This window comes from Streptomyces sp. NPDC059695 (assembly GCF_042733785.1).
Lineage (GTDB): Bacteria > Actinomycetota > Actinomycetes > Streptomycetales > Streptomycetaceae > Streptomyces.
Genome location: NZ_JBHWFF010000045.1, coordinates 1 through 14773, shown reverse-complemented (window position 1 = coordinate 14773; position 14773 = coordinate 1). Strand labels below are relative to the sequence as shown.

The window sequence follows — 14773 nt, the reverse complement described above, 5'->3', positions numbered from 1 at the left end:
TCTTCGAGAACGAAGTCGTGGGGTGGCCGGGCGGCCGTCAGGCGGTGCGGCCCCGGCGGGCGAGGAGTCGGACGACTCCGTCGCCGATGAGCTGGACGACGGTCACGATGGCGACCAGGACGACCACGGTGACGAGCATGAACGTGGTGTCGAAGCGCTGGTATCCGTAGGTGACGGCCTTGGAGCCGAGGCCTTCGCCGCCGACCGCGCCGGCCATCGCCGAGTAGCCGATGAGCACGATCACGGTGGTGGTGACGCCCGAGATCAGCGAGGGCAGGGCCTGCGGGAGCAGCACCTTGCGGACGATGGTGGGAATGCCGCCGCCCATGGCCTGGACGGCTTCGACGAGTCCGTGGTCGACCTCGCGGATCGACGTCTCGACGAGGCGCGCGAAGAAGGGGATGGCGCCGATGGCGAGGGGGACGATCATCGCGGTCGGGCCGATGAAGGTGCCGACGACGAAGGTCGTGAAGGGGATCAGGGCGATCAGCAGGATGATGAACGGCAGCGAACGCCCGATGTTCACGATCGCACCGACGACCTTGTTCACCGGCCGGTTCTGCAGCAGTCCGCCCTTGTCCGTGAGGACGAGGAGGATGCCGAGCGGCAGGCCGCCGAGGATGGTGACGACGGTGGCCCACAGGACCATGTAGAGGGTGTCGACGGTGCCCTGCTCCAGGAGGGGCTGCATCTCCGACCAGGTCACTTGGCACCTTCCTTGACCAGTGCGGGCGCGGCGTCGGCCACGGCCACGACGTCTTCCACGATCTCGACCTGGAGGCCCTGCTCGCGCAGGAAGCCGACCGGGACGACGTTCTCCTCGTACCGTCCGGGCAGTTCGATCCGCATCCGGCCGATCTGCTTCCCGCCGACGGTGTCCATCGCCGCCCCGAGGATCGAGATGTCGATGTTGTACGTGCGGGAGAGCTGGGAGATCACCGGCTGGGTCGCGGCCTCGCCGTGGAACGTGACGTCGACGACGGTGCGGTCGGGGCCGGTGGGCGCGCCGCCGACCGGGAACAGCTCGGCCGCCAGCTGGGAGCCCGGGGTGGCGAGCAGTTCGCCGACGGTGCCGGACTCGACGACGCGGCCGTGCTGCATCAGGGCGGCGGAGTCGCAGATCGTCTTGACGACGTCCATCTCGTGCGTGATGAGCAGGACGGTGAGGCCGAGCTGCTGGTTGAGGTCGCGCAGGAGCTGGAGGATCGAGCGGGTGGTCTCCGGGTCGAGGGCGCTGGTGGCCTCGTCGGAGAGCAGCACCTTCGGCTCGCCGGCGAGGGCGCGGGCGATGCCGACGCGCTGCTTCTGGCCGCCGGAGAGCTGGCCGGGGTAGGACTTCGCCTTGTCGGCGAGGCCGACCAGGTCGAGGAGTTCCAGGGCGCGGCGGGAGCGCTCGGCGCCGGAGACGCCCAGGATCTCCAGGGGGAGTTCGATGTTGTCCTTGACCGTGCGGGAGGACAGCAGGTTGAAGTGCTGGAAGACCATGCCGATGCTGCTGCGCGCCCGGCGCAGGTCCTTCCCTGCGCGGCGGCTCCTGCCGGCGAGGGCGGTGAGGTCGACGCCGTCGACGGTCACCGTGCCGGAGGTGGGGCGCTCCAGGAGGTTGACGCAGCGGATGAGCGAGGATTTTCCGGCGCCGCTCTGGCCGATCACGCCGAACACCTCGCCCTCGCGGACGTGGAGGTCGACGCCGTCCAGAGCGGTGACCTGCCGGCCGCGCGACTCGTAGACCTTGGTCAGGCCCGAAGTGGTGATCACAGGGGTTTCCGTCACTGTCGAGTGCGCGACGCGGGGTCCGTCGTGCACGGGGCATTCGTCATTCGGACAGTCAGGCGCACGGTGGAGGCTGCTCCGGCTGGTGGCCGGGCGGCAGCGGTGCGCGGGGCAGGCACGGTCCGGCGCCGGGTGGCGGGCGGATCGGCTCGGCCGTCGGGGTCTCGCTTCGGGGCGCGAGGCTCGAACGGGGGCCCTCAGATGGCGCACATTCGACACATACAACGAGCACCGGGCGTCGTGTTCGCCTCGGTCGCAAGGGTGCGGCTGCTCGTCGTGGTCATGTCTGCAAGTAAAACATGCGCAGCTGCGAAGGGAAGGGGAGTGTCCGAATAGCGGACGCCGTTGAGACGCCATGCGGACGCGACGGCGGCGCCCGCCGGACCCTCTTTCCCCGCGTGGCCTGGAGGGAAGCGCCCCGGGGCGCGGACCCGGCGGGGACCGTGACGGGGGCCAGGATGTGGCCAAGGCCACGCGGTGGGCGCCCCCCGGATCCTCCCCCGGCGAGCCGGGGGGCGAGCGCATCGGGCCATTCGGCCCGTAATACCCTCGGGCGCATGCTTGACGCCCTGACGGTCGCGGTCTCCGTGGCCGCGCTCGCCCTCGCCGCCTGGTGCGGCTTCGCCGCCTTCCGTGACCAGTCGACCAAGGACTGGCACTTCATCGGCATGGCCGTGGTGACCTTCCTGGTCCTGGTCCAGCTGATCGTCGGCATCGTGCAGCTGGCGCGCGGCGAGAAGGCCGAGGAGGGCACGACGATCTTCGTCGCCTATCTGCTCGGCGCGCTGTGCGCGGTGCCCATCGCCGGATTCATGTCGCTCGCGGAGCGGAGCCGGTGGGGTTCGGCGACGGTGGCGGCCGGCGCGGTCGTCCTGGCCGTGCTCGAAGTGCGTCTCTACGACATCTGGACGGTGGGCTGACCATGACCGCGACCGAGACCCAGGGAAAGGCCCGGCTCGTCACGGGCCCGGGCATGCTGCTCGTCTGGCTGTACGGCGTGATGTCGGTCGGTGCGGTCTCCCGCTCGATCTACCAGATCGCCACCGAGTTCGACCGCGCGCCGCTCGCGTACAGCCTGTCGGCGGTGGCGGCGGTCGTCTACGTCTTCATCACGTACACGCTGGTGCGGGGCGGGGAGAAGGCCCGCAGGGCGGCGCTGGTGTGCTGCGCCGCCGAGCTCGCGGGCGTGCTGGTCGTGGGGACCTGGACGCTGCTGGAGCCGTCCGCCTTCCCGGACGCGACGGTCTGGTCGGACTTCGGCTACGGCTACGTCTTCATCCCGGTCCTGCTGCCGCTGACCGGCATCTGGTGGCTGCGGAAGGCGGCCAAGGCCGCCTAGGACCTGTCCTGGCGATCATCCGGTAAGGCGCCGCGGTGTTATTTTGACCGGAATCGTGGGAAGGGGCGGGCGAATCCGTGGACAGTGACCTGCGGCGTGCGGTGGTCGTGACGCTTGGCGAACTCGGGCGAAGCGATGACTGGCGTGACCGGGCGGATGCCGGTCACAGCCTGGCAGGGTTCGCCGAGATGCCGGAGGCCGTAGAGCTACTGCTGGGCCTTGTGCTCGACCGTGGTGACACCTTCGTCACCCGGCGGACCGCGGAGGGCTTGCTTCGGCGAAAGGACAGGGTCGGACTGACGATAGTCGCGTCCGCACTGGCAGTCGCCAACGACAACCACGCCGATTACATCCACACCGCGATCGTCGATGTCTTCAGCATCTTCTCGGACGACCTGGACGAGGCGCTACGGATCTGCGACGAGATGTCGGGCGACACCGACGATCGTGTTGCCCAGGGGGCCCGTCGGCTGCACGAGAGCCTGGCAGAGATTGATCCCGTTCTCCGCGCCGCATAGCGGCGGTTCGATCGCTGTTGTGAGGTGCAGACCCTCGACCACGGCAGCGCGGAACGTTGCCGGATCAGTGACGCGGAGCATTCCCGTTGATCATATGCGGAGCCAGATCGTGAGAGCTGCCGCAGTGGCGGTGCCGAGGTAGACGTAATGACGCTTGTCGTAGCGGGTGGCTACCGCCCGGTGCTGCTTCAACCGGTTGATAGCCCGTTCGACGGTGTTTCTTTTCTTGTACCGCTCCTCATCGAAGCCAGGTGGCCTCCCGCCGTGTGAGCCTTTGCGCAGGCGGGCGGCCTGACTGTCGGTCTTCTCCGGGATCGTGTGCCGGATGCCCCGGTGTCGCAGGTACTCGCGGCACGGTCCGTTGCTGTATGCCTTGTCGGCAGCGCCGCTGTCCGGCTTCTTATGGGGCCTGCCCGGACCGGACCTCGGGACGCGGATCTTCTCCAGCACCGGTTTGAACTTGCGTGCAGTCCGCCCGCTGGCCGGGTGTGACGATCAAGGAAAGTGGGCGGCAGCGGCCGTCCGCGCTCAGGTGAATTTTTGTAGTGGAGCCGCCGCGCGAGCGGCCAAGGCCCTCACCTCCCGCACCACCTCCACCAGGCGGGCGTGCAGGCTTTGCCCCGGCGTTTCGTCCTGGTGTTCTGGGACTTCCGCCCCCTGGGAGGCGGGGGCCGGCGGTGGGTCGACGCGGGCGCCTGCCGCGTGCTGATGCGCCCGCACGATAGTGGAGTCGACCGACACGTCCCAGTCGATCTCACCCGCCGCATCCGCCGCGGCCTGGACCTGCTGGAGCAGACGCTCCCACGTCCCGTCCGCCGACCACGGCCGGTGCCGTTCGTAGACCGTCTTCCACGGCCCAAACCGTTCCGGAAGGTCACGCCACTGCACCCCGGTCCGAACCCTGTGCAGAATCCCGTCGATCACCTGCCGGTGATCCCGCCACCTGCCACAACGCCTGTTACTAACCGGCAGGAACGGCCGCAGCCGCTCCCACTCGGCATCACTCAGATCACCCCGCCCCATGTCCACAGCAACGACCCGGACATGAAGCGGTCACATGATCGGCCGGACAAGTCCTAGTAGTGCTTCGTTAGGTTCTTCGTCTGGTTCTGTTGCGGGGCAGGCGTCGGCCGCAGGTGGTGCAGGTGCCGGTCCAGCACTGCAGCAGGTCCTGGAGGGTGTCGAGGACCTGGTAGAGGGTCAGGCCGGCGTGGGGGCTTTTGGGTCGAGGCGCCGCAGGGTGAGGAAGGCCTGGGCGGCGGTGACGAGGGTGACGTGATGATGCCAGCCGCGCCAGGTGCGGCCTTCGAAGTGGTCAAGACCGAGGCCGTGCTTGAGCTCGCGGTAGTCGTGCTCGATCCGCCAGCGCATCTTCGCCCACCTCACCAGGTCGGCGACCGGGGTGGTGGCGGGCAGGTTCGATATCCAGTAGCCCGTCGGGGTGTCCTGGCCGTGCGGCCACTCGACCAGGAGGGTTCGGGCAGGCAGGACACCGTCCCACAGGTTGCGGCCGCCGCCCGCGGTCTGGGCCGCGGCCAGGGACTGCTTGCCCGCGGGCCGGATGGTCAGGACAGTGAACCGCGAGGTCATCGGGCCTTTACTGCCCTGTCGCCAGGTGACCTCGGTGAACTGTTCCGGGCCGGCTTCCGCCGCGAGGGCACTGACGGCTCGGGGCGGGGTGCGATAGCGGGGCAGTGTCGGTGGCCCGAGCCCTCCATAGGCGGGCCGGTGCGGCTCGGCCTCTTCGGCATGAGCGACTTCCTTGCCGGTCAGCGCGAGGACCTAGGACAGTCCGCGTTCCTCCAGGCCGGTCCGGAACGGGGTGCTGATGCCGTATCCCGCGTCGGCAATTACCACCGGCGCCTTCAGTTCCCAGCCGGTGATCGTGTCGAGCATGCCCAGTGCCAGGCGCCACTTCTCCTGATGGGCAACGGCTTCGTCCGGTACTCCGGCCCGGTGGCAGCGGGCCGGCTCGTCTGTCCATTCCCGCGGCAGATACAACTGCCAGTTCAGCGGGCACGAGCCGGTGTCGGTGGCGGCGTGGACACTGACCGCGACCTGGCAGTTCGCCCGTTTCCCGAGCGCTCCGCAGTACTGCCGGGCCACCCCGATCGAAGCGGCGCCGCACTTGGGGAACGACACGTCGTCGATCACCCACGCCTCCGGGCTGATCGCCCGGCTTAACCGCTCGGCGATCCGGCGCCGCACCGGCAGCGGATCCCATGGTGACTGGTTCACGAACTGCTGCAGGGCCTGCATGTTGCCGTCCGGCAGCCGCTCGGCCATCGGCTGGATCGACTTCCGCCGCCCGTCCAGCATCAGACCCCGCAGATAACACCCGCCCCATCGCCGCTGATCCCGCCGCGGAAGCGAGGCGAACACATCGGCAACGAACTCCGACAACTCACCGCGGAGCCGTTCCACCTCCCCAAGCCTCATGACCGGAAGATGCCCACCACCAGGCGAGATCACGCGACGTAACGAAGCACTACTAGGCGGCCTTCTCCAGGGTCACCAGGGTGAGCCTCGGGCCGAGTTCCCGGGTGCTCACCTGCGCGTAGCCCTTGCTGCGGTACAGGCGCAGGTTGCCCTCGCTGCGGTGGCCGGTGAAGAGCTGGAAGCGCTTGGCGGACGCCGTCGCGGGGGCGGTGGCGGCCGCGAAGTGGCGCTCGATGCCGTCGAGGAGCCGTCCGCCGAGGCCGTGCCGCCGCATGCGCGGGTGGACGATCAGCTTGGCGATCCGCACCGTGCCGTCCTCGTCGAGGCGGGCCCGCACGGAGGCGACGACCTCGTCGCCGAGCCGGGCCACGAGCCCGTGGCCCTCGTCCAGTTCGGCGCGCAGGGCGTCGAGCGACTGGGTGAGCGGTTCGATGGACCAGTCCCCGTAGAGCTCCGCCTCGCTCTGGTAGCAGAGGTACTGCAGCTTCAGGATGTGCTCCGCGTCCTGCGCGTCCGCCGCTGAGATGGTCACACTCAGACCCATGTGTGCACGCCTCCCGCTCATCTGGTCGATCATCGGTTTACCGCACCCTTCCCCGTCGACCCGGGGCGGGAACCTCTGCCGCCAGCATTCTGCGCAGGCATCCCAGGCAACGGGAACGCATCGGCCCCAGACTGCCCTGTGAGATACCCAACTCTCCTGCGATTTCTCGGTATGTGGGGTCTTCCGGGTCGAGCATCGCGGTGAGCACCTTCGGGCAGCGGCCGGGTGTCCTGGTGACGGCGGCGCGCAGGCTGCGGCGGCCTTCGGCGGCCAGCAGCGAGTGCTCCGGGGAGCCCTGGGGCTCGGCGCCGTCCGGCTCCTCGGAGGGTTCGTCCCGGTAGGGGCGTTCCCGGTCATGGGTCCTGCGGGCCCGGCGCGCCTCCGCGCGGACGGCCCGGCGCAGCCACTCGGCGGGGCGTTCCGGGGCGGCTCCGGTCTCCTGGAGCTGCTCCAGGAGGCGCAGCCAGACGGCCTGTTCGAGGTCGCCGGGGTCGACGCCGGCGGCCGGGGCCTCGGCGTCGGACTCGGCGGAGAGCAGCGGGGCGAGGGCGGCGAGGAGGCCGGGGGCGGTCGCCCCGGCCCGGGCCTGCGGGGCGGGGGCGGTCTCGGGGATGGTCATGACCGGCACCATGCCGGGGTGCGCGGCCGCGGTTGCGGTGCGGGGCGTAAACCACCCGGGAGGGGGGCGCACGGGCCGGCGGTCCGCCCGAACGGCCCCCTCGCCGGGGTCCGGTCCGGTCAGTCGCGGCCCGCCAGGTCCGCGGCGGCGAGCAGCGCCGTGTCCGGGTTGTCGGCGAAGATGCCGTCGATCCCCGTCTCCAGGTACCGCTTGAGCGACCCGAAGGCGTCCCCGTACGCGGTCGGGTCCGTGCCCCTGCGGTACTCGGCGGGCAGGAAGGTGTTCTCGTTGCGGTGCGTGTACGGGTGGAGGATCAGCCCCTCGGCGTGCGCGTCGCGGACGAGGGTGGTCGGGGTGGTGAGCCGGCCGCTCGCGTCCTTCGGGATGACGAGGTCGAGCGTGGGGCCGATGCCCTGCGCGTAGGAGGCGATCCAGCGCAGGCCCTCGGGGGTGACCAGGTCGGCGACGGTGCGCGGGTCCCCGGCCTGGACGAAGTCCCAGGGGCGGCTGCCCGCGGCCGAGAGCAGGACGACGCCGGGCGCGTCGACCAGCTCGGCCAGGCGCTGGATGCTGCTGGGCTCGAAGGACTGGAGGAAGACCGGGGAGTTCGCGCGGTGGCGTCCGTACCGGCGGAGCAGCTTCGCGAGCCGCTCCTCCAGGCCGAGGCCGAGGGAGCGGAAGTGGCTGGGGTGCTTGGTCTCGACGTGGAGCCAGATCTCGCGGCCCCGGCGGCGGCCCTCGTCCTCTGCCCAGCGCAGCACCTCCTCGAAGGTGGGGACGGTCCAGCGGCCGTCGTAGAGGGTGTTCTCCTGGCGGGTGGCGGGGATGCGCTCCTTGGCCCGCAGGGTCTTGAGCTCGGCGAGCGTGAAGTCCTCGGTGAACCAGCCGGTGAGCGCGACGCCGTCGACGGTCCTGGTGGTCCTGCGGGTGGCGAACTCGGGGTGGTCGGCGACGTCCGTGGTGCCGCTGATGTCGTTCTCGTGGCGGCAGACGAGGTGGCCGTCCCGGGTGGGGACGAGGTCCTGCTCGACGACGTGGGCGCCGAGGTCGAGGGCGTGCCGGTAGGAGCCGAGGGTGTGCTCGGGCCGGTAGCCGCTGGCGCCCCGGTGGCCGATGACGGTGGGGACGGGCAGCGAGCGGTAGCCGCGGCCGTGGCCGGACGTGCGGTCCTCGCCCCGGTCCGCCGCGGCGGCCTGGGCGGTGCCGGCGCCGCCGGCGAGGGCCGTGGAGGCGCCGAGGACGGTGGCGCCCGCCGCTCCGAGAACCGTGCGCCGTGCCGGGATCCGGCGTTCGCCCTGGGTCATGGGGGATCCTCCTGTGTGAGCCGCGGTGTGATGTCCCGCACCTGCCAACTGGTGTCCCCGACGCTATGCAGCCGGCCCCTACGGGCGGCGGACCTCGGCGGAACATGGCGGAAACACGCGTCAACACTGCGTATCCACTCGGTGAACCCGATGTGCGCGTGAGGGTGACCCGCGAGTATCGTCGCCAGCTGCAGCCGTCGGTCCGACAGGCTCGACCGACCCGCTTCCCACCGGAGGAACCGTTGTCCCGTCTCGCGATCATCAAGGCAGTGCTCGGGCCGGTCATGCGCCTGATGTTCCGCCCCCGCGTGGAGGGCGCCGAGAACATTCCGGGGACGGGTCCCGTGATCCTCGCGGGCAACCACCTGACCTTCATCGACTCGATGATCATGCCGATCTGCCTGGACCGTCCGGTCTACTTCATCGGCAAGGACGAGTACGTGACGGGCAAGGGCGTCAAGGGCCGGGCGATGGCCTGGTTCTTCACCAGCGTCGGCATGATCCCGGTGGACCGGGACGGCGGCCGCGGTGGTGTGGCGGCGCTGATGACGGGCCGTCGCGTGCTGGAGGAGGGCAAGATCTTCTCGATCTACCCCGAGGGCACCCGCTCCCCCGACGGCCGGCTGTACCGGGGCCGTACGGGCATCGCGCGGCTCACCCTGATGACGGGCGCGCCGGTGATCCCGTTCGCGATGATCGGCACGGACAAGATCCAGCCGGGCGGTGCGGGCTTCCCGCGCCCGGGCAAGGTGACGGTCCGCTTCGGCGAGGCGATGGAGTTCTCGCGGTACGACGGGATGGACCGCGACCGGTACGTGCTCCGGGCGGTGACGGACTCGGTGATGGCCGAGGTGATGCGTCTGTCCGGTCAGGAGTACGTGGACATGTACGCCACGAAGGCGAAGGCCGCGTAACCCCGTTCGCCGGACACGGCAGTGCCCCGTACGCCTTTCGGCCGTACGGGGCACTGCCGTCTCCGGGGGTGCGTCAGTGCTCGACGCCGTCCTCCAGCTTCTGGCCCCTCAGCAGGAACCAGGCCGCGACCGCCGTCGCGAGGAGGACCGCCGCGCCGACGCCTGCCGCGATCCGCAGGCCGTCGACGAAGGCATCCTGGGCGGAGGACACCAGGGCGGTCGCCGTCTCGGGGGCGAGGGAGCCGGACGCCTCGACCGCGCCGCCGAGCGACTCGTGGGCGGCCGACGCGACGTCCGAGGGGACACCGGCCGGGGTGGCGAAGCCCCGGTAGATCCCGGTCACGATCGAGCCGAGGATGGCGATGCCGAGGGCGGCGCCGAGCTCGTACGCGGTCTCGGAGACCGCCGAGGCGGAACCGGCCTGCTCCTTCGGGACGCTGGAGAGGATCACGTCCGCGGTCACGGTGAAGGAGAAGCCCGCGCCCACGCCGACGACGAGGAGGGCCGCGCCGAGCAGCGGGTAGCCGGTGTGCTGGTCGAGCGTCGTCAGGACGGCGAGCGCGAGACCGACCGCTGCGAGACCGCCGGCCACCACGGACCGCACGGAGAAGCGGCGGGCCACGACACCGGCGACCAGACCGGCCGTCACCGCGCCGATCGCGGCGGGGAGTTCGGCGAGTCCGGCCTCCAGCGGCTGACGGCCCTGGACCAGCTGGAAGAACTGGGACAGGAAGAACACCAGGCCGGAGAGGCCGAGGATGGTCAGCAGGTCGGCGGCGACGGCCCCGGAGAATCCGCGGTGGCGGAAGAGCCGCATGTCCAGCAGCGGCGCGGGCAGGGTCAGCTGCCTGCGGACGAACCAGGTCAGGGCGGCCACACCGAGCAGCGCGGCGACGCCGGCGTCGAGGGAGAGGCCGTGGGAGGCCAGTTCCTTGACGGCGTACACGATTCCGATCACGCCGACGAGGGACAGGGCCACGCTGGGCACGTCCCAGGGACCGGGGTTCGGGTTCTTCGACTCGGGGATCAGCTTGAGGCCGACGAGGACCAGGACGGCCATGACGGGCAGGTTGATCAGGAAGACCGAGCCCCACCAGAAGTGCTCCAGGAGGAACCCTCCGACGACCGGCCCGACGGCGGCGCCGGCCGAGGCCATGGCGCCCCAGATCCCGATGGCGAGGCTGCGCTCGCGGGGGTCGTGGAAGAGGTTCCGGATGAGGGCCAGGGTCGACGGCATCAGGGTCGCGCCGGCGACGCCGAGGAGGGCGCGGGCGACGATCATCATCTCGGGGCTGGTCGCGTAGGCGTTCAGGACCGAGACGGCCCCGAAGGCCGTGGCGCCGATCAGCAGGAGCTTCTTGCGGCCGATGCGGTCGCCGAGGCTGCCCATGGAGACCAGGAGTCCGGCGATGACGAACGAGTAGACGTCGCCGATCCAGAGCAGCTGGTTGCCCGTGGGCTCGAGGTCCTCGGAGAGGAACGGGGTGGCCAGGCCCAGCACCGTGGCGTCGACCGCCACGAGGAGGACGGCCAGGACGAGCACGGAGAGGGCGAGCCACCGGCCGGGGCGGTGCGCGCCCCCGATATGGCTCTCGGTCTTGATCGTGCTGGTGATCACTTCTCCACGCTCCTGCGCGCTCCGCCGAGCAGCAGCTCGACGATCATGTACTGGAAGTCCTTGGCGGCGACCCGGCCGTCCTGCACGGCCCAGGCGCCGGAACCGATGAGCCCGTAGAAGGCCTCGGTGAGCCAGGCGGGGGTCATGTCGATGCGGAAGGCGCCCTCTTCCTGGCCGCGCCGGAAGAGCGCGGAGACCCGGGCGTCGAGGCGTTCCCAGCCGTCGTTCTGCTGGTCGCCCTCGAAGAGCTGGTTCTCGGTGACGAGGAACGAGAGCAGCGGTGCGGCGTCCTCGACTTCGGCGACGAGGCGTCGTACGGCCTCGTCGGCGGGGCCTTCCGCGGTGCGGGCCCGGTCGTGGGCCGCCTCCAGCTCCTGGATCCCGAGCTCTTCGAGCGCCCGTACCAGGGCGTCCCGCCCGGCGAAGTGCCGGTGCAGCGTGGCCCGGCCGATCCCGGCGGCCCGGGCGACCTCGTCCATGGTGGCGGTCGCCTTGCGGGTGAGCAGGGCGGCGGCGGCATGGAGCACCTGGGTGCGATCGACTGACATGAGACAACCATACACCCAATGAGACATCAATGTCTCATTCGATAAATCAACGCCTCACCATGGGCGGGGACGGAATGCTGTGACGATGGCCAAGCCACTCCTGCTGATCGATGTCGACGGTCCACTGAATCCGTACGCGGCGCAACGCGAGAGGCGCCCGGAGGGGTACACGACGCACCGGATGCGGCCGGGCGGCTGGTTCGACACGAAGCCGCTCCGCGTGTGGCTCAATCCGGATCACGGCGCGGAGCTGCGCGCCCTGGCCGGGGCGTACGAGCTGGTGTGGGCGACGACCTGGAAGAACGAGGCCAACGACTGGATCGGGCCGCACCTCGGGCTCCCCGAGCTGCCCTTCGTCGACTGGCCGACCATGCACGGGGCCGCCCCGCGCGGGACGTTCTGGAAGACCCAGTACATCCTGGAGTACGCGGCGGGGCGGCCGTTCGCCTGGGTGGACGACGACATCACGCCGTACGACCACGAGTACGTGGAGCAGAAACACCTCGCCGCCGCCCTGTTGCTGCACATCGATCCCCGGATCGGACTGATCCGGCCGGACTTCGACGCGCTCGCGGAGTGGGCGGCGGCGCTGTGACGGGACGGGACGCTACTTCTTGGCCTCGGCCCAGGCGTGCTGGATCACCAGGTCCGCCTTGACCTCGATCAGCTGGGTGGCGACCGCCGAAGGGGCGGTGCCGCCGCGGCCGTCGCGGGAGGCGAGGGCGCCCGGGACGTTGAGGACGGTACGGACCTCGGGGGTGAGGTGCTCGGAGATCTTGGCGAACTGCTCGTCCGTGAGCTCGTCCAGCTCCTTGCCCTCGGACTCGGCGACCTTCACGCACTCGCCGGCCACCTCGTGCGCCACCCGGAACGGGACGCCCTGCTTGACCAGCCACTCGGCGATGTCGGTGGCGAGCGAGAAGCCGGCCGGGGCCAGCTCCTCCATGCGCTCCCGGTGGACCGTGAGCGTCGCCATCATGCCGGTGAAGGCGGGCAGCAGGACCTCCAGCTGGTCGCAGGAGTCGAAGACCGGTTCCTTGTCCTCCTGGAGGTCCCGGTTGTAGGCGAGCGGGAGGGCCTTCAGGGTGGCCATCAGACCGGAGAGGTTGCCGATCAGGCGGCCGGACTTGCCGCGCGCCAGCTCCGCGATGTCGGGGTTCTTCTTCTGCGGCATGATCGAGGAGCCGGTCGAGAAGGCGTCGTGCAGGGTCACGAAGGAGAACTCCTTCGTGTTCCAGATGATGATCTCCTCGGCGATCCGCGAGAGGTTGACGCCGATCATCGCCGTGATGAAGGCGAACTCGGCGACGAAGTCGCGGGAGGCCGTGCCGTCGATCGAGTTGCCGGCCGAGCCCCGCTCGAATCCGAGGTCCTTCGCGACCGCCTCCGGGTCGAGCCCGAGGGAGGAGCCCGCCAGGGCGCCGGAGCCGTACGGGGAGACCGCGGTCCGGGTGTCCCACTGCCGCAGCCGCTCGGCGTCCCGGGAGAGGGACTGGGCGTGGGCGAGGACGTGGTGGGCGAAGAGCACCGGCTGGGCGTGCTGGAGGTGCGTACGGCCGGGCATCGCGACGTCCGGGTGGGCCTCGGCGAGGCCGACGAGGGCGTCCTGGAGGTCGGCGACGAGGCCGCCGATGATCCGGGCGTGGTCCCGCAGGTACATCCGGAACAGGGTCGCGACCTGGTCATTCCGGGAGCGGCCGGCGCGCAGCTTGCCGCCGAGGTCCGGGCCGAGGCGCTCCAGGAGGCCCCGCTCCAGGGCAGTGTGGACGTCCTCGTCGGCGATGGTGCCGACGAAGGAGCCGTCGGCGACGTCCGCCTCCAGCCGGTCGAGACCGGCGAGCATGCGGGTCAGCTCGTCCTCGGTGAGCAGACCGGCCTTGTGCAGCACGCGCGCGTGGGCACGGGATCCGGCGATGTCGTACGGCGCGAGACGCCAGTCGAAGTGGACCGAGGCGGAGAGCTTCGCCAGGGCCTCGGCGGGGCCGTCGGCGAACCGTCCGCCCCAGAGCCGGACGTCACCGTTGTTGCTGCTCACTGCTGCTCCTCAGGAGAGTGGGTGTACCGCCGCCTCCCGGCCCGGGCCGGGACCGGGGAGACGGCCTGTTCAACGCGTGCGGGTCACGCCAGGTCGCGCCGGGCGGCGATGGCACGCCTCTCCGGTAGGCATAACTATGCAATCGACCGTATGTTTTGTCAACGCGATGCCCCCTCCGGGCTCGACCTTCACCGGAGGACCGGCACCTGAGACGGGTGTCCCCCCTGGAGCGCGGCGCGGGGAGAATGCGGGTCATGGGCAAAACGTATGAACACATCGACGGGCGGCTGCGGGCCTTCATCGAGGAGCAGCCGGTGTTCTTCGCCGCCACCGCTCCCCTCTCCGGCGACGGGCACGTCAACCTCTCCCCCAAGGGGCGCCGGGGAACGCTCGTCGTCCTGGACGAACTGACCCTCGCGTACGTCGACTTCGGCGGCAGCAGCGCCGAGACGATCGCGCATCTGCGGGAGCCGGGGAACGGCCGGATCACGCTCATGTGGACGGCCTTCTCCGGACCGCCGACCGTCGTCCGGGTGCACGGGACCGGCGAGGCCGTGCTGCGGGACGATCCGCGGTGGAGCGAGCTCTTCGCGCGGTTCCCCGCCGAGGCCGTCGAGGGTCAGGGCAGCGCGCGGGCGATCGTCCTCGTGCACGCGCGCAGGGTCAGCGACGCCTGCGGGTTCGCGGTGCCGCTGATGGAGTACCGGGAGGACCGGGCGCTGCACGCCGAGTACTTCAACCGGAAGACGGACGACGAGTTCAACGCGTACTGCGAGCGCAAGGAGCACATCGCCAGCAGCCTCGACGGGCTGCCCGCGCTGCCGCTCCCGCTGCCGCCGCTGCCCGCCGAATAGCCCCGTACGACAGGCGGGGCCGCGGGTGCGGCCCTGGCGTCGCGGCCATGCGAACCCCGCTCGTCCTCGGCGCCGCCCTGCCCTCCCCGGGCGCCGCGCCCGCGCCCGTACGGCTGACGGACACCACGCCCACCGGGCTCCACCCGGCCGGGATCTTCCGGCACGTCAACGGGCTAGGCAGTGTCTTCAAATGATCACCGCTGGTGGATCATGGTGTCGTGATACGTCGCCATGAACTGTCCGATGCCGAGTGGGAGTTCGTCCGACC

Annotated in this window: 16 protein-coding genes and 2 pseudogenes; 7 read left to right on the top strand and 11 right to left on the bottom strand. The window is 70.6% G+C overall.

Annotation, left to right across the window (positions count from 1 at the left end; all coding sequences use genetic code 11):
• Positions 1 to 37: 37 nt before the first annotated feature.
• Complete coding sequence (locus ACFV2S_RS34165; RefSeq protein WP_383787860.1) at positions 38 to 706, bottom strand: methionine ABC transporter permease; 669 nt, start codon at positions 704 to 706, stop codon at positions 38 to 40.
• The gene (locus ACFV2S_RS34160; RefSeq protein WP_383787863.1) at positions 703 to 1758 is read right to left on the bottom strand and encodes a methionine ABC transporter ATP-binding protein; all 1056 of its coding nucleotides are present in this window, start codon (positions 1756 to 1758) and stop codon (positions 703 to 705) included. The genes ACFV2S_RS34165 and ACFV2S_RS34160 overlap by 4 nt, the downstream gene beginning before the upstream one ends.
• A 572-nt stretch (positions 1759 to 2330) precedes the next feature.
• Here ACFV2S_RS34160 and ACFV2S_RS34155 point away from each other — a divergent pair.
• The 3 genes from ACFV2S_RS34155 (at position 2331) to ACFV2S_RS34145 (ending at position 3630) form a co-directional block, all read left to right on the top strand.
• Positions 2331 to 2693: a hypothetical protein gene (locus tag ACFV2S_RS34155; protein ID WP_041128303.1), complete on the top strand. Its 363-nt coding sequence runs from the start codon at positions 2331 to 2333 to the stop codon at positions 2691 to 2693.
• 2 nt (positions 2694 to 2695) lie between these two features.
• Positions 2696 to 3112 carry a hypothetical protein gene (locus ACFV2S_RS34150; protein WP_383787867.1) on the top strand — a complete coding sequence of 139 codons (417 nt, stop codon included), beginning with the start codon at positions 2696 to 2698 and terminating at the stop codon, positions 3110 to 3112.
• A 77-nt stretch (positions 3113 to 3189) separates the two neighbouring features.
• The gene (locus ACFV2S_RS34145; protein WP_385568569.1) at positions 3190 to 3630 is read left to right on the top strand and encodes a hypothetical protein; all 441 of its coding nucleotides are present in this window, start codon (positions 3190 to 3192) and stop codon (positions 3628 to 3630) included.
• Positions 3631 to 3720: 90 nt separating this feature from the next.
• Here ACFV2S_RS34145 and ACFV2S_RS34140 read toward each other — a convergent pair.
• The 6 genes and pseudogenes from ACFV2S_RS34140 to ACFV2S_RS34115 form a co-directional block, all read right to left on the bottom strand.
• Positions 3721 to 4104: pseudogene (locus tag ACFV2S_RS34140) on the bottom strand (transposase); the annotation flags it as partial.
• A 54-nt stretch (positions 4105 to 4158) separates the two neighbouring features.
• Positions 4159 to 4653, bottom strand: a complete 495-nt coding sequence (locus ACFV2S_RS34135; protein WP_385568565.1) for an IS5 family transposase — start codon at positions 4651 to 4653, stop codon at positions 4159 to 4161.
• Between the two features lie 177 nt (positions 4654 to 4830).
• Positions 4831 to 6069 (bottom strand): annotated as a pseudogene (locus ACFV2S_RS34130) (IS701 family transposase).
• 52 nt (positions 6070 to 6121) lie between these two features.
• Entirely contained in the window at positions 6122 to 6613 is a 492-nt protein-coding gene (locus ACFV2S_RS34125) for a GNAT family N-acetyltransferase (protein WP_385568561.1), read from the bottom strand.
• 37 nt (positions 6614 to 6650) lie between these two features.
• Positions 6651 to 7232, bottom strand: a complete 582-nt coding sequence (locus tag ACFV2S_RS34120; protein WP_385568557.1) for a sigma-70 family RNA polymerase sigma factor — start codon at positions 7230 to 7232, stop codon at positions 6651 to 6653.
• Positions 7233 to 7351: 119 nt separating this feature from the next.
• The gene (locus ACFV2S_RS34115) at positions 7352 to 8536 is read right to left on the bottom strand and encodes a glycerophosphodiester phosphodiesterase (RefSeq protein WP_385568554.1); all 1185 of its coding nucleotides are present in this window, start codon (positions 8534 to 8536) and stop codon (positions 7352 to 7354) included.
• A 242-nt stretch (positions 8537 to 8778) separates the two neighbouring features.
• Between ACFV2S_RS34115 and ACFV2S_RS34110 the strand changes: the two genes are divergently transcribed.
• The gene (locus ACFV2S_RS34110) at positions 8779 to 9450 is read left to right on the top strand and encodes a lysophospholipid acyltransferase family protein (protein WP_383787880.1); all 672 of its coding nucleotides are present in this window, start codon (positions 8779 to 8781) and stop codon (positions 9448 to 9450) included.
• 73 nt (positions 9451 to 9523) lie between these two features.
• Here the strand turns inward: ACFV2S_RS34110 and ACFV2S_RS34105 are convergent, their stop codons facing one another.
• Together ACFV2S_RS34105 and ACFV2S_RS34100 are read right to left on the bottom strand one after the other, a co-directional pair.
• On the bottom strand, positions 9524 to 11068 hold the full coding sequence (locus ACFV2S_RS34105; RefSeq protein WP_385568548.1) for an MFS transporter: 1545 nt from the start codon (positions 11066 to 11068) through the stop codon (positions 9524 to 9526).
• Positions 11065 to 11616 carry a TetR/AcrR family transcriptional regulator gene (locus ACFV2S_RS34100; RefSeq protein WP_385568544.1) on the bottom strand — a complete coding sequence of 184 codons (552 nt, stop codon included), beginning with the start codon at positions 11614 to 11616 and terminating at the stop codon, positions 11065 to 11067. Before ACFV2S_RS34100 ends, ACFV2S_RS34105 begins: the two co-directional genes overlap by 4 nt.
• 85 nt (positions 11617 to 11701) lie before the next feature.
• Between ACFV2S_RS34100 and ACFV2S_RS34095 the strand changes: the two genes are divergently transcribed.
• The gene (locus ACFV2S_RS34095) at positions 11702 to 12211 is read left to right on the top strand and encodes an HAD domain-containing protein (protein WP_385568539.1); all 510 of its coding nucleotides are present in this window, start codon (positions 11702 to 11704) and stop codon (positions 12209 to 12211) included.
• 12 nt (positions 12212 to 12223) lie between these two features.
• Here ACFV2S_RS34095 and argH read toward each other — a convergent pair whose 3' ends face one another.
• A complete protein-coding gene (gene argH / locus ACFV2S_RS34090; RefSeq protein WP_385568535.1) occupies positions 12224 to 13651 on the bottom strand; it encodes an argininosuccinate lyase in 1428 nt (475 codons plus the stop codon).
• Between the two features lie 254 nt (positions 13652 to 13905).
• Here argH and ACFV2S_RS34085 point away from each other — a divergent pair, with 254 nt between their 5' ends.
• Together ACFV2S_RS34085 and ACFV2S_RS34080 are read left to right on the top strand one after the other, a co-directional pair.
• Positions 13906 to 14505 (top strand): pyridoxamine 5'-phosphate oxidase family protein, encoded by a 600-nt coding sequence (locus ACFV2S_RS34085; protein WP_385568531.1) that lies wholly within the window; start codon positions 13906 to 13908, stop codon positions 14503 to 14505.
• 47 nt (positions 14506 to 14552) lie between these two features.
• A complete protein-coding gene (locus ACFV2S_RS34080) occupies positions 14553 to 14699 on the top strand; it encodes a hypothetical protein (protein ID WP_385568527.1) in 147 nt (48 codons plus the stop codon).
• The last annotated feature ends 74 nt before the right edge of the window (positions 14700 to 14773 follow it).

Coding starts and splice junctions, on each gene's coding strand:
- ACFV2S_RS34125 (WP_385568561.1), bottom strand. CDS start 6,613: ATGGGTCTGAGTGTGACCATCTCAGCGGCGGACGCGCAGGACGCGGAG.
- ACFV2S_RS34095 (WP_385568539.1), top strand. CDS start 11,702: ATGGCCAAGCCACTCCTGCTGATCGATGTCGACGGTCCACTGAATCCG.
- ACFV2S_RS34135 (WP_385568565.1), bottom strand. CDS start 4,653: ATGGGGCGGGGTGATCTGAGTGATGCCGAGTGGGAGCGGCTGCGGCCG.
- ACFV2S_RS34080 (WP_385568527.1), top strand. CDS start 14,553: ATGCGAACCCCGCTCGTCCTCGGCGCCGCCCTGCCCTCCCCGGGCGCC.
- ACFV2S_RS34115 (WP_385568554.1), bottom strand. CDS start 8,536: ATGACCCAGGGCGAACGCCGGATCCCGGCACGGCGCACGGTTCTCGGA.
- ACFV2S_RS34120 (WP_385568557.1), bottom strand. CDS start 7,232: ATGACCATCCCCGAGACCGCCCCCGCCCCGCAGGCCCGGGCCGGGGCG.
- ACFV2S_RS34085 (WP_385568531.1), top strand. CDS start 13,906: ATGGGCAAAACGTATGAACACATCGACGGGCGGCTGCGGGCCTTCATC.
- ACFV2S_RS34155 (WP_041128303.1), top strand. CDS start 2,331: ATGCTTGACGCCCTGACGGTCGCGGTCTCCGTGGCCGCGCTCGCCCTC.
- ACFV2S_RS34150 (WP_383787867.1), top strand. CDS start 2,696: ATGACCGCGACCGAGACCCAGGGAAAGGCCCGGCTCGTCACGGGCCCG.
- ACFV2S_RS34100 (WP_385568544.1), bottom strand. CDS start 11,616: ATGTCAGTCGATCGCACCCAGGTGCTCCATGCCGCCGCCGCCCTGCTC.